A 16,774-nucleotide genomic window follows, 5' to 3' on the forward strand; every position below is an offset into this window, starting at 1 on the left:
AAAGGAGACTGCTTATGAGTGAGGTAAGACGCATATATGTAGAAAAAAAGGATGAATTTGATATTGCAGCAAAAGAATTAGGACATGAAATCAGATACTATCTTGGAATCGGGACAGTGACTGGCGTTCGTGTCCTTATTCGTTATGATGTGGCGAATATTTCTGACGGAAAATTTGAAAGGGCGTGTAAAGGTATCTTTGCAGAACCACCTGTCGACATACTGTATCAGGAACATTTCCCTGTACAGGAAGGAAGCCATGTTTTTTCAGTAGAATATCTGCCCGGACAGTTTGACCAGAGGGCGGATTCTGCAGAACAGTGTATACAGCTTATCAGTGAAGAGGAAAAACCTGTGATCCGGACGGCTGTAACCTATGTCATCCAGGGAAATGTGACAGAAAGCGAGCTGGAAGCTATAAAAGTCCACTGTATTAATCCTGTAGATTCAAGAGAAGCCAGGCACCAAAAGCCCGAATCACTGGCGGTATCTTTTGAAGAGCCGGAGGTTGTTCGGATTTTTGAGGATTTTGGGACTATGACCCAAGATAAGCTGAAAGATTTATACGATTCCCTGGGCCTGGCGATGACTTTCAAAGATTTTCTATATATACAGAAATATTTCAGAGATGAGGAAAAGAGAAATCCTACAATAACTGAAGTCCGAGTGTTGGATACTTACTGGTCAGATCATTGCCGCCACACTACATTTTCTACGGAGCTGAAAAAAATTTCCTTTGGTGATGGAGACTATAAAGAGCCTATGATGCGGACTTATCACCAGTATTTACAGGATCACAGAGAAATTTCTGGGGACAGGGAAGACGAATGTATCTGCCTTATGGACCTGGCACTGATGGCGCTTCGGAAACTGAAGAAAGAAGGAAAATTGAACGATCAGGAGGAATCTGATGAAATCAATGCGTGCAGTATTGTGGTTCCCATAATGGTGGACGGCACAGAAGAAGAATGGCTGATCAATTTCAAAAATGAGACACATAATCATCCGACGGAAATCGAGCCATTCGGAGGCGCTGCAACCTGTCTTGGAGGTGCAATACGGGATCCTCTTTCCGGCCGTACCTATGTGTATCAGGCTATGCGGGTAACAGGGGCAGCCAATCCAACGGTATCTATACAGGATACATTAAAGGGAAAATTGCCACAGAAAAAGTTGGTGAGCCAGGCAGCCCGTGGTTACAGTTCTTATGGGAATCAGATAGGTCTCGCCACCGGTATTGTGCAGGAGATATACCATCCGGATTATGTAGCAAAACGCATGGAGATTGGTGCAGTGTTAGGTGCAGCACCGAAAAGGGCAGTGATCCGGGAGACTGCAGATCCGGGGGACAGAATTATTTTGCTGGGAGGACGTACCGGCCGGGACGGGTGCGGCGGGGCAACGGGATCTTCAAAGGTCCACACGGAGGAGTCCATTGCAGAATGTAGTGCAGAAGTACAGAAAGGGAACCCACCTACAGAACGTAAGCTGCAGCGTCTGTTCAGAAGAGAGGAAGTAAGCAGCTTAATAAAGAAATGTAATGATTTTGGTGCAGGGGGTGTTTCGGTCGCCGTAGGTGAATTAGCAGATGGGATTTGCATTGATCTGGATAAGGTACCAAAAAAATATGCCGGGCTTGACGGAACTGAAATTGCGATTTCCGAATCTCAGGAGAGAATGGCAGTTGTTGTAGATCCGGAAAATGTGGCTCGATTCCTGGACTTTGCAAAAGAAGAAAATCTGGAAGCAGTGGAGACTGCAGTGGTCACAGAGTCTTCAAGATTGATTATGGTGTGGCAGGGGAAAGAAATTGTAAACATTTCCCATACATTTCTGGACACCAATGGGGCACACCGGGAGACGGACGTGGAAGTGGAAATACCGAGCAGGATATCGAGTCTGCTTATAAAAGAGCAAATAGAAAATGTAAGAGAAAAGTGGCTCAGTGTGCTGGGAGACTTGAATGTATGCTCTCAAAAGGGACTGGTGGAAATGTTTGACAGCTCGATCGGGGCAGGTTCTGTGCTCATGCCATACGGAGGAAAATACCAGTTGACTAAATCCCAGACAATGGTGGCAAAGGTGCCCGTTTTAAAAGGAGAAACAGACAGTGTTTCCATGATGAGCTATGGATTTGATCCTTATCTGTCCGGTTGGAGTCCATACCATGGGGCAATTTATGCTATCACAGAATCTGTGGCAAAAATTGTGGCATCGGGAGGGGATTACAGGAAAATACATTTTACTTTTCAGGAGTATTTCCGAAGGATGACAGCAGATCCAAAGAGATGGAGTCAGCCTTTTGCAGCACTGCTTGGAGCTTATGACGCTCAGCTTGGATTCGGGCTTGCTGCCATCGGTGGAAAGGACAGTATGTCGGGAACGTTCCAGGATAGAGATGTTCCTCCTACACTGGTCTCATTTGCTGTGGCTATGGCAAAAGACAAAGAAATCATAACTCCGGAATTGAAAAAAACGGGAAATAAACTTATATGGATGAAAACCCCCAAAAACGAATATGATATTCCTGTATACAGTCAGCTGAAGGATCAGTATGACTTGTTTTATAAGGACATCCACAGTGGCAGGATTGTATCTGCTTATGCACTGGACAGATACGGCGTTATTGCGGCCGTAAGTAAGATGGCGTTTGGCAATGGGGTTGGCCTTAGAATAGAAGCTGACATAAAGGCAGACGAATTGTTCGCCCCGGCATTCGGAGACCTTGTGGCGGAAGTTCCGGCGGATAAAGCCTGCGAACTTAGGATTCCATGTACTGTAATCGGTGAAGTAACAGCAGACCAGATCTTCCATTATGGAGACACGGCAATCCCCCTTGAGGAAGCAAAAAATGCATGGACGCAGACACTGGAGAATGTATTTGCCACAAAATCTTCTTCAGACTGCAAGGAAGTAATAGAAGAAAACCTTTACCAAACAGAGAATATACATATTTGTGGTCACCAGATAGGACAGCCATCCGTATTCATACCGGTATTTCCAGGAACAAACTGTGAATATGACAGCCAAAAGGCATTTGAACGGGCGGGAGCCTCAGTGACAACAAAAGTGTTCAGAAATATGAGCGCATCGGATATACGTGAATCTGTTGAAGTATTTGAACGGGAAATTTCAAAAGCTCAGATTATCATGTTTCCGGGCGGATTTAGTGCAGGAGATGAGCCTGATGGCTCCGCAAAGTTTTTTGCAACGGCTTTTCAAAATGCAAAGATAAAGGAGGCGGTAGAAAAACTGATTCATGAACGCGACGGACTTGTTTTAGGAATCTGCAATGGGTTTCAGGCTCTCATTAAACTGGGATTGGTTCCTCATGGCTGCATTGTGGAGCAGACAGAGGAATCCCCCACCCTCACATACAACACGATTGGACGACATATTTCGAAAATGGTTTATACAAAAGTAATTTCGAACAAATCCCCATGGCTTTGGGGAGCGGAGGTCGGAAAAGTGTATACCAGCCCAGTATCCCACGGGGAAGGGCGGTTTGTCGCCGGCGAGAAGTGCATGGATCAACTGTTTTCAAATGGCCAGGCAGCAACCCAATACTGTGATATAGACGGTGTTGTCAGCATGAATGAAGAATGGAATGTAAATGGTTCTTACCGGGCTATCGAAAGTATCACCAGTCCTGACGGGCGTGTGCTGGGAAAGATGGCTCATGCAGAGAGGCGGGGAGATTCAGTGGCAATCAACATATATGGAGAACAGGATATGAAAATATTTGAATCAGGTGTGAAATATTTTACTGGAGGGCAGATAATTGGTAAATAAGGAGCAGTTATGGGAATGGATCCAGACGCTGGGAACAATCGGAAAAAATCCGGATGGCAGTGTAACTCGTTTTCCTTTTACGAATGAAGACCGTGAAGCCGGAGAATATTTAAAAAGATTGATGAGGGAAGCCGGACTTGCTGTGAGAGAAGATGCAGTTGGAAATATTATCGGCGAATGGGAAGGGCGGGATAAAAGTCTGCCCGTTGTTCTGACAGGTTCTCATTATGATACCGTTCAAAACGGAGGAAAATTTGATGGTACATTAGGCGTTCTGGCAGCGATAGAAAGCGTTCAAACCATGAGAGAGGCTGGATTTATCCCAAAACATTCCATCCGCGTGATCGGTTTTAAGGATGAGGAGGGAAATCGTTTCGGCTACGGTATGATCGGCAGTAAGGCAGTGTGCGGGCTTGCAGACCCAAATAAATTAAAGTCAAAGGATGAGAATGGGATTACACTTTATCAGGCTATGAAAGATTTTGGAGTTCATCCCGACAAATTGGATTCCTGCGAAATGAATGACCTGCAAATGTTTGTTGAATTGCATATCGAGCAGGGAAAAGTACTGGAGGAAAGACGCGCACAGATTGGCATTGTTACAGGCATTGCAGGGGTGACCCGCTTTGAGGTTACTGTCACGGGTGAAAGCGGACACGCCGGCTCTACCCCAATGAAAGGGCGCAAAGACCCTGTAGTGGCCATGAGTAAGTGGATTACAAGGCTTACATTGCTGGCAGAGACAAATGAGGAAATTCGTGCAACCGTGGGAGAAATCACTACAGTACCGGGAGTACGGAATGTAATTTGTGCGAAAGTAAGGTTTTCTCTGGATATAAGAGCCCTTGATAACCAGGAGGTTCGTATTTTTATGAAAACTATGGAGGCCTATGGAAGAGAACTGGAAACACAGCATGGCGTGCAAATCCAACTTGTACCGGAGCTTTCAAATCCATCACATTTATGCAGTGAGAAATATAGGCATATAGTTGACGAGATCTGCCTGGAGAAGAACATTCTGGCAGTCAGTCTTACCAGCGGAGCCGGGCACGACTGTATGAATTTTGCAGGAAAATGCGACACTGCTTTAATCTTTGTACCATCAGAAAGGGGGCTGTCCCACAGGAAAGAAGAATACACCTCAAAAGAGGACTGTGCAGTCGGTGCTGAAGTACTATGCGAATTTTTGAAACGGACAGCATGTTAAGACAAAAAGGAGAAAAGAGAGATGAGTATGAAAAGTTTTTTTAAATTGGAGGAAAAGAAAACAAATGTTAAGACAGAGGTGATTGCCGGAGTAACAACTTTCATGACTATGGCCTATGTACTGGCAGTACAACCCAGCGCTATAGTAGGTTTCTCAGGGGATACTTATACAGATATCAACGGAATTGTCATCACCAAAGAGGCTATTATGGTGACATGTGCCGTTGTAAGTGCAATTATCACTCTTTTTATGGGGCTGTATGCAAATCTGCCATTTGCGCTTGCTACGGGGATGGGCACAAACTTTATGTTTGGGGGCCTGATACAGTCAAACACATTGTCGTTCGGTGCAGTTATGGCTACAACTTTGATTTCCGGTGTGATTTTCGTAATTTTAACTATTTTTGGTGTTCGCGATCTTATTGTCAAGGCAATTCCCAAAAATATTAAAACCGGGATCGGAACGGCAATCGGGTTTTATATTACGTATTTAGGCTTTAAAAATTCTGGTATCGGAAGTTTTGAAAATGGCATTTCTTTCGGCAATTTGAGAGACCCAGCAGTACTGTTGGCAATACTTGGTTTATTCCTTATTGCAATTCTAACGGCTTATAAAGTTAATGGCGCCATACTTATCGGTATCGTAACGGTTACAATTATAGGGATACCTTTAGGGGTCACCACGATACCGGAAACTTTTGCAAAGGTTCCCGATTTTGCCGGCTTAAGTAATATTATGTTTGAATTTGACTTTATATCCCTGCTCACATTTCAGACCATTGTCTACGTTTTTATAGCCTTTTGTGGAGACTTTTTCTCCACCCTGGGTACTGTGTTAGGGGTGGGCGGAAAGGCAGGTATGCTCGACGAAAATGGAAACATGCCGGAAATTCAGAAACCTTTTCTTGTGGATGCCATTGGTACCTGTGTAAGTGCCTTTACCGGAAATACCACGATCACTACCTTTGTGGAATCTACTGCAGGCGTGGAAGCAGGCGGGCGTTCCGGACTTACCAGTGTTGTCGTAAGTGTACTTTTTGGTATTATGGTACTGTTCTCGCCGCTGGTATTAATGATTCCTAATGCAGCTACCGGGCCGGCACTGATTTTTGTGGGTCTGCTGATGATCAATGGTATTCAGAGTATTGATTTCAGTGACTTTACAGAGCTGTTTGGCACCTTTATCATGATTGTATTCGTGATTTTTACCGGCGGGATTGCCAGTGGTATTGCTGCAGGTATTCTGGCCCACATCGTGATTAAATTGGCAACGGGAAAATGGAAAGAGCTGCATCCGGTTATGTATGTGTTAGCGATACCACTGGTTATGTATTTCATATTTATGTAGGAGGAGAAGAAAATGAAAATATATCCCAAAAATAAAAGAAACTTATTAAAGGCGGCACTAGGTGAGCTTCAAAGTGATCTCCTGATCAAAAATGTCCGCCTGGTGAATGTAATCACAGGCGAAGTATATCCGGCAAGTGTATATGTGTATGATGGAATGATTGCTCATGTGGAATGGCACAATCCAGAGGATAACACTTTCACAGCCGAAGAAGTCATTGACGGCGAAGGCAAATTTCTGATTCCCGGACTGGTCGACAGCCATGTGCACATTGAAAGTTCTATGATGACTCCGAGAAATTTTGCAAAGGCAGTGATTCCTCATGGTACTACCACAGTGATTACTGATCCTCACGAGATAGGAAATGTATATGGCGTGGAGGGTGTACGTTACATGCATGATGCCGGAAGCAATCTGCCAATGTGCCAGTACATTGATATCCCCAGCTGTGTACCGTCGGTACCCGGGCTGGAAAATGCCGGTGCAGATTTCGGCGCTTCGGAGATTGAAGAGTTGGCCGGACTTGAGCGGGTAATCGGACTTGCGGAGGTTATGAGTTATATCGATGTCATTCACGGGGAAGACAGAATGATGGATATTCTTGATGTGGCAGAAAAACACGGACTTTATCTCCAGGGGCATGCACCGTTTCTGACAGGCAGAGAGTTGTCGGCCTATCTTTGCGCGGGTCCGAATACCTGCCATGAAACAAGAGATGCAGGGGAAGCTATTGAGAAGTACCGCAGTGGTATGCGCCTTGATGCAAGAGACAGTTCCATCACGAAAAATGTGAAGGAGGTGTGGAATGGTGTTAAAGACTGCAAGTTTTTTGATAACCTTAGTCTCTGCACGGATGACAGAGAGGCTGATGATATTCTAAATAACGGACAGTTGAATGAAGTTGTCCGCTCTGCGATTAAAGCCGGCATGGAACCGATAGCAGCAATCAAATCCGCCACCTGGAATTCAGCCAGAGAAGCCGGAATCACCAATCTGGGCGCTATCGCACCGGGGTATGCCGCAGATATGTTGATTGTTGATGACCTTAGATCGATTCACCCAAGCTGCGTCATTTACCGGGGTAAGCTGGTTGCCAGAGACGGAAAACTCACAGCGGCAATTGAGGATAAAAAATATCCACTGGAAAAAAGGAATTCTGTGACTATCAAAGAGTTAAGTGAGGATGATTTCACAATTAAAGTGCAGCCAGGCCAAGACAAAGTAAAAGTGAATGTAATGCGCTACTATGATTTAAATTTATCTACTACTCAGATAGAAAGTAGAGAATTGCCGGTAGTTGACGGCAAGCTGAAACTGGATGAGGACTTGAAGTTCGTGGCAGTGGTAAACCGTTATGAAGGAAATGACAATATTGCATTGGGCTTAGTGAGTGGGTTTGGTACAAAGAAGGGCGCGCTGGCGTCTACGGTCTCTCATGACAGCCATAACCTGACAATTGTCTATGATAAACCAGAGGATGCACTGGCTGCCGCAAATGCTCTAAAAGCCTGCGGCGGCGGTATGTGTGCGGCTTTAGACGGGAAGATACTTCATACACTGGAACTTCCCCTGGGAGGACTTATCTCCTTAAAACCTGCAGAAGAACTTGCAATTGACAGTGCACAGATGAAGGACGCTATCCGTCAATTGGGACTGACAGAAATGGAGAACCCCCTTCTTCGCATCGTAACCCTTGCATTGCCGGTTATTCCCGAGGCAAAAATGTCAGACCTTGGTTTGGTCAAAGTGTCAACAAAGGAACTGGTACCGCTATTTGTACAGTAAGTCAAATACCCCACAGCTGGCGTGTCCTGTCTTTTGAAGTAGAAGTGAAAAAGTGAATAATATTTGCATAAAAAATCTTGCATTTTGTCACATCTGTTGGTATAATCAGACCAAGTAATAAAAAATTGTACCAAACGCGAAGAAACAAGAAAGAATTTACAGCCCTATGAGAGGAGAAAGATTATGAAGAATTACAAAAGTATTATTGCAGTTCTGCTTGCGGGTACGATGTTATTTTCTTTGGCCGGATGTTCAGGCAAGAAGGATAAGGACTCATCTTCCAAAGGCAGTCAGAAGACAGCGGAGGCCGGCAAAGTAGACAAAGACGGCTACATTGTAAAAGGCACCGATACGGATTCCAAATCTGAGGACAATGACCTGGTCATTGCTATCGAAGGAAGTGTAAGCTCCATGGACCCGGCAAACATACCGGATACCAATGCGATTTCCGCAACACGAGGTGTCTATGAGAACCTGGTTCAGTTCAATGAGGAGAATGAACTCGTCGGTCAGCTGGCAAAAGACTGGGAGATTTCTGATGATTCCCTCACGTACACGTTCCACTTGAACGAAGGAATCAAATTCCATGACGGATCCGATTTCAATGCCGCTGCAGTAAAGGTAAATTACGACAGAGTTGTAAACAAGGATAACAATTTACGGCAGAGAAGAACTTTTGTCGTCACAAACGATGACGGTTCAGAGGAGCCACGGGTGGCAAGTGTTGAAACACCAGATGACTACACAGTTGTATTCAAGCTGACAAAAGCGTGGTCTCCGTTTATTAATCGTATGACACAGTTCTGTATCATTAGTCCGAAAGCTCTTGAGGAATATGGCAATGATATTATGAACCATCCCGTTGGTACAGGCCCCTATACATTTGTAGAGTGGGAAGAGGGAGACCATACAACAATGAAGAGAAACGATGATTACTGGAGAGAGAAACCGGGAGTGGATACCGTTACAATTAAAGAAGTTCCTGAAGCCGGTACACGTACGGCAATGCTCCAGACAGGAGAGGCTGATTTTGTGTATCCTATGCCTGTAGATCAGATTGAGGCAGTGCAGGATACAAAGGATTTGAATGTAATGGCTGCAGACTCTAACATTATGAGGTATGTAACCTTGAACATGAATCTTCCTGAACTGAAGGAAGAGAAAGTACGGCAGGCTATGAACTATGCAATTGATAAGGACGGGTACGTCCAGCTCATGTATTCCGGTTATGGAAAACCTGCCACTTCAGTAGTTCCGGAGATTATCACAGGTTATGAAGAGCAGCCGGCATATGATTTTGACCTGGACAAGGCAAAAGACCTGCTGAAGGAAGCCGGGTATGAAGATGGTTTTAAGCTGACACTGTGGGGAGATAACAGCACGCAGGAAATCAAAGGCATGACATTTATCAAGCAGCAGCTTGAGCAGATTGGAATTGAAGTAGACGTTATGCCAATGGAGCCGGCGACAATCAATGATAAAATTTATGTAGATGCAGATGAAACCGATATAAACATGTGGTATGTAAACTGGTCAGCTTCTGATTTTACAATGGACGGTTCTATTCGTTCACTGCTTTACAGCAGCATGTGCCCTCCGGTAAGTGCAAATACGGCATATTACAATGATAAAGATTTTGACAAAGACTTGGATGAAGGGCTCACGAATGCAGACCCGGATGCACAGGCAAAGGTATATGCAGATGCACAGAAACGTGCATGGGAAGCATGTCCATGGCTGTTCCTTGGCAATGACCAGGTGATTTTTTCAGAGAAGACATACCTGTCAGGCGTGTATGTATCTCCGGATGGTGCTTTCCATTTTGAGAACGCATCCCTGGCACAATAGTCAGCCATAGGATTTAAGCAGATATAGAACTTAGACGGATATAGAACTGCCATTTTCTGTAATGGCAGTTCTTTTAGAATAGGAGGAAAGCTGAATGGGGCGTTATGCATTAAAAAGGATTTTAAGCGCAATTCCACTTCTTATTGTTATTTCATTTTTGATTTTCATGTTCATACACCTTATCCCGGGGGATCCTGCAAGACAGATCGCGGGTATGGATGCCACAAAAGCTGATGTGGAGCTTGTAAGAAATCAGCTGGGATTAAATGACCCACTGCCTGTGCAGTACGGAAATTACATGAAAGGCCTGGTCACAGGAGATTTAGGAAATTCGGTTAAAAACGGAAAGACGGTAGTGGAGACGATTAGGCCTCGATTTAAACCAACGATCTTACTGACTGTTTCATCCATGATCTGGGCAACCATTATCGGTGTCTCACTTGGAATTATTTCTGCGGTTATGAAAGGGAAGGCTTTGGATTATATCGGAATGCTGATTGCCATATCAGGGATTTCTCTTCCTGGTTTCTGGCTGGGGCTGGAATTGATCCAGATATTTTCCGTAGGGCTGGGGTGGTTTCCTACAGGGGGGCTTGGCAGCTGGCAGGCGTATGTTCTTCCGTCACTGACTATGGGAGCTGGAATTATGGCCATTTTGGCAAGGTTTACTCGTTCTTCCATGCTGGAATCTATGCGAGAGGATTATGTGCGTACGGCCCGAGCAAAAGGACTCGCGGAGCTTCCGGTTGTAATACGGCATGCTCTCAAGAATTCTCTGATTGAGATTGTTACTGTAGGTGGATTGCAGATTGGCGGACTTCTGTCTGGCTCCGTAATGGCAGAGACTGTCTTTTCCATTCCGGGTTTGGGACGTCTTCTTGTAGATTCTATTAAGTTCAGGGATTATAAAGTTGTGCAGGCATTACTTTTGTTTTTTGCGCTGGAGTATATCGTAATTAATCTGGTTGTCGATCTGCTGTATGGCGTAATCAATCCCAGAGTCCGTTACGATTAGGAGGAAAAAGCATGGCAGAAATAAAATCAACAGTAAATATACAGAATTTTGAGGATGCGGAAGCTCTTCCAAAACCGAAGAGCAAAGTAAAGGAGTTTATAAAAAAATTCACAAAAAGAAAGACTGCCGTCATTTCCTTTATTTTTATCGTACTTCTTCTGCTGGCAGCAATTTTAGGACCTCTTCTTGCACCGTATGATGCCAATCAGGCAGATTATTCGAATCTCCTGCAGGGCCCCAGCGCTGCACACTTATGGGGTACGGATGAGTTTGGAAGGGATATTTTCAGCCGGCTGCTGGTAGGCACGAGATTGTCCCTTGCCTCGGCACTTTCAGCAACGATTGTGGGAACTGCTCTGGGTATCATTTTTGGACTGATTGCAGGATTTTATGGCGGATGGATTGATTCACTGATTATGAGATGCTGCGATATTCTGTTCTCGTTTCCGGATATCTTGCTGGCAATTGCCATTGTAGCAATTCTTGGGCCGGGTATGATTAATGTTATTATAGCGGTTGCAGTTTTTACAGTTCCTTCGTTTGCACGTATTATACGAAGTGCAACAATTTCGGTAAAGGAATCCCTCTATGTAGAGGTTGCCCGATCCATCGGGTGTAAGAACAGGAGAATTCTATGGGTACACATATTTCCCGGAACTATCCAGTCTATGATTGTAAACTTTACCATGCGGGTGGGCACGGCAATTCTTGCTGCCTCATCTCTTAGTTTTCTTGGATTTGGGGCGAATGTTACAGAGCCGGACTGGGGGGCTATGCTTTCACAGGGGAGAAATTACCTCAACACGGCTCCTCATATTGTACTATTCCCCGGTATTCTGATTTTCCTCACTGTCCTGGCATTTAATCTGCTGGGTGACGGGCTTCGGGATACACTGGATCCAAAAATGAATTAGGAGGAACAGATATGGCAGAAAAATTATTAGATGTAAAAAATCTCCGAACAGAATTTAAGCGTGATAAAAGCTGGGTCACCGCAGTCAACGATGTCTCATTCCACATTAATAAAGGGGAAATATTGGGTCTGGTCGGTGAATCAGGGTGTGGAAAGTCGGTGACTTCCCTGTCTTTGATGCGCCTTCTTCCGCCGGGATCCAGCAAGATTTCCGAAGGAGAAGTTCTCTTTAATGGGGAGGACATTTTGAAGGTGAACAAGAAGGGAATGAGAAAAATCAGAGGACGTGAGATATCCATGATATTCCAGGAACCCATGAGTTCTCTGAATCCCTGTATGCGCATTTCAAAACAGATCACTGAGGCCATATTGCTTCACAATGATATTTCTAAAACTGAAGCCTATAGACGTGCCTTTGATGTGCTGAAATCCGTTGGCATTCCGGATCCTGGTATGACCTTGAACAGCTACCCTCATCAGTTGTCAGGGGGCATGTGTCAGCGTGTTATGATCGCCATGGCAATGTCCTGTGAACCGCAGCTTCTCATTGCAGACGAGCCGACTACGGCATTGGATGTAACGATTCAGGCGCAGATTTTGGATTTGATGGAGGAGATTAAAGAAGAGCGCAATACCGGAATCCTGCTGATTACTCATGACTTGGGTGTGGTGGCAGAGATGTGCAGCAGAGTCATTGTCATGTATGCGGGCCGCATCGTGGAAGAGGCACCTGTAAAAGAACTGTTTGAGGCCCCCATGCATCCTTATACCAAAGGGCTGATTGAGTCTGTACCGAAGCTGGGGAGTAATGTGACATCCCTGCCTTCGATTCCGGGAAGTGTTCCTGATCTCTCCGTTATGCCCAAAGGATGCAAGTTTGCACCGAGATGCAAATATGCCATGGATATCTGCATAGGAAAAGAACCGGAGCTGGTTCCCATTCCGGGACAGGAACACCGCTGCAGCAGATGTGTTTTACACAACCTTGAGGAAAAGGAGGTATCCAGACCATGAGCACACCAATTGTTTCTGTAAAAAACGTGACAAAAACATTTGACGCAGGGAAAGGCATGTTTGCGAGGAAAGCAAAGGTACATGCAGTAAATGATATTTCTTTTGACATTATGCCGGGAGAGACATTTTCACTTGTGGGGGAATCGGGCTGTGGAAAGTCAACCACAGGAAGGCTAATTGACCATCTCCTCACCCCGGATTTCGGAGAAATCTGGTTTAACGGAAAAGATATATCAAAACTGAGCCAAAATGAGATGCGTCCCCTTCGAGCAGACGTGCAGATGATATTTCAGGATCCCTATGGCTCTCTGAATCCGAGAATCAAGGTGCAGGATCTGATTGCGGAGCCCCTGCTGATTCATACAGACCTTTCGGCGGGAGAAAGATTGAAAAAGGTATATGAATTATTGGAAATCGTGGGCTTAAGTGCTGCCCACGGTGAGCGCTATCCCCATGAATTTTCGGGAGGGCAAAGACAGAGACTCGGAATTGCAAGAGCACTTACTGTTCATCCAAAGCTAATTATTGCAGATGAGCCGGTTTCAGCTCTGGATGTATCCATTCAGGCACAGGTTTTAAATCTTCTTCAGCAGCTTCAGAAGGACTTTAACCTTACCTATCTGTTCATTTCCCATGATTTGAGCGTTGTGGAAATGATTTCAGATAAAATTGCGGTTATGTATCTGGGCACTATCGTTGAGACCGCTTCCAAAAAAGAACTGTATGCACATCCGATGCATCCATATACACGTTCTCTTCTTTCGGCAGTTCCAATTCCGGATCCCACAAAGAAGAAGGAGCGGATTCTGTTAAAAGGAGATTTGCCCAGCACTACAAATCTTCCGAGCGGCTGCCTGTTCCATACAAGGTGCCCATACTGCCAGGAAAAATGTATCAAGGAAAGACCCGAAACGCGAGAGATTGGGGAAGGGCATTTTATAAAATGCCACTATCCGATATGCAACGAGGAGGAAAAGAATGTATAAATTTGATAGAGCAAGCTATGAAAAGAGAATGGCGTGGTATACCGATGCTCGTTTTGGGATGTTTATCCACTGGGGGCTTTATGCGATTCCCGCCAGGGGAGAATGGGTGCGCAGCACAGAAGAGATATCGAAAGAAGAATATATGCAGTATTTTGAGGAATTCGATCCGACAGCTTATGACCCTACAGCATGGGCAAAAGCAGCAAAGGAAGCCGGCATGCAGTATGTTGTGTTAACCGCAAAACATCATGATGGTTTCTGTCTGTTTGACAGTCAGTATACAGATTTCAAGTCCACCAACACCAAATGCGGGCGAGATCTTGTGGCGGAATTCGTCGAGGCGGTAAGAGCTCAGGGACTGAAAGTCGGTCTGTATTTCACTCTTCTTGACTGGTATCACACAGACTATCCTCATTACGGAGATAAGATTCACCCAATGCGGAATAATCCAGAATATGGTAATGAGAATCGTAATTTTGACAACTATCTTACTTATATGCACAATCAGATTCGAGAAATATGCACCAATTATGGGAAACTTGATCTTTTGTGGTTTGACTTTTCCTATGATGATATGAGAGGAGAAACATGGCGTGCTACAGAATTAATGGATATGGTGCGCACGCTGCAGCCGGACGTAGTCATTGACAATCGGCTGGAGGTCAGCGGGGAAGGTTATGGTTCACTTGCCAGTGGGAATCCCACACCATACCATGGGGATTTTGTGAGTCCGGAACAGATGATTCCACCCAACGGCATTTGTGATGTGAACGGCAATGACCTGATATGGGAAGCCTGTGTGACTATGAACAACAACTGGGGCTATCATGCCACGGATCATTTCTTTAAACCGGCGGGCATGTTGATCAAGAAACTGGTGGAGTGCGTTTCCAAAGGCGGCAATATGCTTTTGAACGTGGGTCCGGATGCGAGAGGCAATATTCCGGATGAATCTTTGGACATTTTGAGCGTCATCGGAAAGTGGATGAAAAAGAACAGAGAAAGCATTTATTGCTGCGGAAAGTCGGGCATTGATAAGCCGGATTATGGGCGGATTACAAGAAACGGTAAAAAGCTTTATTATCATTTATTTGAGAATACTATCGGGCCTGTTCCCCTTACCGGGATAAAAAAAGAAGAGGTAGAAAAGATACGTTACCTGGGATCAAAAGCAGAAATTCCCATTTCCACAAGCTGGGTACACAGCGATTATCCCGACATTGTGTTTGCCGACCTGGGGCCGGATCCAATACTTCCGGATGAAATTGACACAGTTTTAGAGGTCACATTAAAATAACATACAAGGGAGGTAAGCCTTTATGTTTACTGAAGAAAGACAGGAGCAGATACTAAAGCTTCTCCGGGAGCAGGGGAAAGTATATGTAAAGGATCTGAGCAAAGCATATGATGTGACAGAAGATTGCATCAGAAAGGATCTCAAAGTACTCGAAAGCAGCGGACAGCTCAAGAGAACATACGGAGGGGCAATCCTCTCCCAGGAATATCCTCTGGAACGGGATGTTATAGACCGTAAAAATTATCATCTGGATAAGAAAAAGGCGATTGCAAAAAAGGCGGTAGGCCTGATTCACAACAATGAAACGATTTTTTTGGATATTTCTACAACGAACATTCAGCTGGCCAGGCTGCTCGCCCAGGCAAAAATGAAGGTTTTTGTTGTTACAAATATGATAGATATTCTACAGATAGTGGCTAAAAATCCTTTGATCACAGCAATCGGAACAGGCGGGATTATGTATCAGACTGTCAACGGCTTTATGGGAGCAACTGCGATCGAAGCTATCAGGCAGTATAGCTTTGAACGTGCTTTCATCGGAAGCTGTGGGATAGATATGACAGATCTTTCGGTAACCACATTTGGACCCGAGGATGGGCTGACAAAAAAGGCGGCCATTGAAAATAGCCGCCACAGTTATGTTATGATGGAAAAAGATAAGTTTTATTTTAATGAATCTTATAAATTTACACATCTTGATGATGTTCACGGTATTATTTCGGATGAAAATCCGGATTCCGGAATTATCAAGACATTAGAAAATGCAGGGGTACATTTATACTAGATTGCCAGAATGTATGCCGGGAGGACAGATGATGGGAAAATTTACATTAGAAGCTTGTGTAGACTCTGTAGAGTCCGCCATTGCGGCAGCGAAAGGCGGAGCTGACCGCCTGGAATTGTGTCAAAATCTGCTGATTGGCGGAACAACACCGGTGCCTTGGCTTTTCCAGGAAATCAGGCAGCATACGGATATTAGAATCCATGCGCTCATAAGACCGAGATTTGGCGATTTTTGTTATACTGATTATGAATTTAGCTTAATCTGTGACGCTGTAGAGACCTTCCGTCAATTGGGGGCAGAGGGAATTGTTGTGGGAATCCTGAAACCGGACGGGACTTTGGATGTGGAAAGAATGAAAATTCTCATGGAGAGAAAAGGAGACATGTCAGTTACTCTTCACCGGGCATTTGACGTATGCGCAAATCCAATCGCGGCCATGGAGCAGGCCGTCCATCTTGGAATTGATACAATCTTGACGTCCGGGCAGGAAAATACATGTGTTTTGGGAAAGGAACTGCTTAAAAAGCTTGTAAAGAAAAGTGCAGGGAGAATTTCCATTCAGGTGGGGGGCGGCGTGGATGCCGGTGTGATTCGCGACCTGTATGAATATACAAGTGCCGCTGCTTATCATATGTCAGGCAAAATTGTAATGAACAGCCCTATGGAGCACCGGAACAAAAGACTGAATATGGGCGGTCCAGGCATCAATGAATATGAAATCTGGCGCACGGATGAAAATAAAATCAGAGAAGCCAGGCAGGTTCTGGATAAACTGCAGCAGAGGTGA

General features: G+C 44.8%; 12 protein-coding genes. All 12 read left to right on the forward strand.

Going from position 1 to position 16,774, the window contains the following annotated elements; genetic code table 11:
* The first annotated feature begins 14 nt into the window (after nucleotides 1–14).
* The gene (locus BN3456_RS14100; protein ID WP_089985129.1) at nucleotides 15–3,791 is read left to right on the forward strand and encodes a phosphoribosylformylglycinamidine synthase; all 3,777 of its coding nucleotides are present in this window, start codon (nucleotides 15–17) and stop codon (nucleotides 3,789–3,791) included.
* Nucleotides 3,781–4,998 (forward strand): Zn-dependent hydrolase, encoded by a 1,218-nt coding sequence (locus BN3456_RS14105; protein WP_089985132.1) that lies wholly within the window; start codon nucleotides 3,781–3,783, stop codon nucleotides 4,996–4,998. The genes BN3456_RS14100 and BN3456_RS14105 overlap by 11 nt, the downstream gene beginning before the upstream one ends.
* Nucleotides 4,999–5,019: 21 nt before the next feature.
* A complete protein-coding gene (locus BN3456_RS14110) occupies nucleotides 5,020–6,345 on the forward strand; it encodes an NCS2 family permease (RefSeq protein ID WP_089985135.1) in 1,326 nt (441 codons plus the stop codon).
* Between the two features lie 12 nt (nucleotides 6,346–6,357).
* Nucleotides 6,358–8,130 carry an adenine deaminase gene (ade, locus tag BN3456_RS14115; protein WP_089985137.1) on the forward strand — a complete coding sequence of 591 codons (1,773 nt, stop codon included), beginning with the start codon at nucleotides 6,358–6,360 and terminating at the stop codon, nucleotides 8,128–8,130.
* 183 nt (nucleotides 8,131–8,313) lie between these two features.
* Entirely contained in the window at nucleotides 8,314–9,978 is a 1,665-nt protein-coding gene (locus BN3456_RS14120) for an ABC transporter substrate-binding protein (RefSeq protein ID WP_089985139.1), read from the forward strand.
* Between the two features lie 94 nt (nucleotides 9,979–10,072).
* Entirely contained in the window at nucleotides 10,073–10,993 is a 921-nt protein-coding gene (locus BN3456_RS14125; protein ID WP_089985142.1) for an ABC transporter permease, read from the forward strand.
* 11 nt (nucleotides 10,994–11,004) lie between these two features.
* A complete protein-coding gene (locus BN3456_RS14130) occupies nucleotides 11,005–11,907 on the forward strand; it encodes an ABC transporter permease (protein ID WP_089985145.1) in 903 nt (300 codons plus the stop codon).
* Nucleotides 11,908–11,918: 11 nt separating this feature from the next.
* Nucleotides 11,919–12,920 (forward strand): ABC transporter ATP-binding protein, encoded by a 1,002-nt coding sequence (locus tag BN3456_RS14135; RefSeq protein ID WP_089985148.1) that lies wholly within the window; start codon nucleotides 11,919–11,921, stop codon nucleotides 12,918–12,920.
* Entirely contained in the window at nucleotides 12,917–13,906 is a 990-nt protein-coding gene (locus BN3456_RS14140) for an ABC transporter ATP-binding protein (protein ID WP_089985151.1), read from the forward strand. The genes BN3456_RS14135 and BN3456_RS14140 overlap by 4 nt, the downstream gene beginning before the upstream one ends.
* The gene (locus BN3456_RS14145; protein ID WP_089985153.1) at nucleotides 13,899–15,203 is read left to right on the forward strand and encodes an alpha-L-fucosidase; all 1,305 of its coding nucleotides are present in this window, start codon (nucleotides 13,899–13,901) and stop codon (nucleotides 15,201–15,203) included. Before BN3456_RS14140 ends, BN3456_RS14145 begins: the two co-directional genes overlap by 8 nt.
* 22 nt (nucleotides 15,204–15,225) lie before the next feature.
* Entirely contained in the window at nucleotides 15,226–15,987 is a 762-nt protein-coding gene (locus tag BN3456_RS14150; RefSeq protein WP_089985156.1) for a DeoR/GlpR family DNA-binding transcription regulator, read from the forward strand.
* Nucleotides 15,988–16,018: 31 nt separating this feature from the next.
* Nucleotides 16,019–16,774, forward strand: a complete 756-nt coding sequence (locus tag BN3456_RS14155) for a copper homeostasis protein CutC (RefSeq protein ID WP_089985158.1) — start codon at nucleotides 16,019–16,021, stop codon at nucleotides 16,772–16,774.

The sequence above is a fragment of the Clostridium sp. C105KSO13 genome, from assembly GCF_001517425.1.
In the GTDB taxonomy this organism is placed as follows: Bacteria; Bacillota; Clostridia; order Lachnospirales; family Lachnospiraceae; genus Muricomes.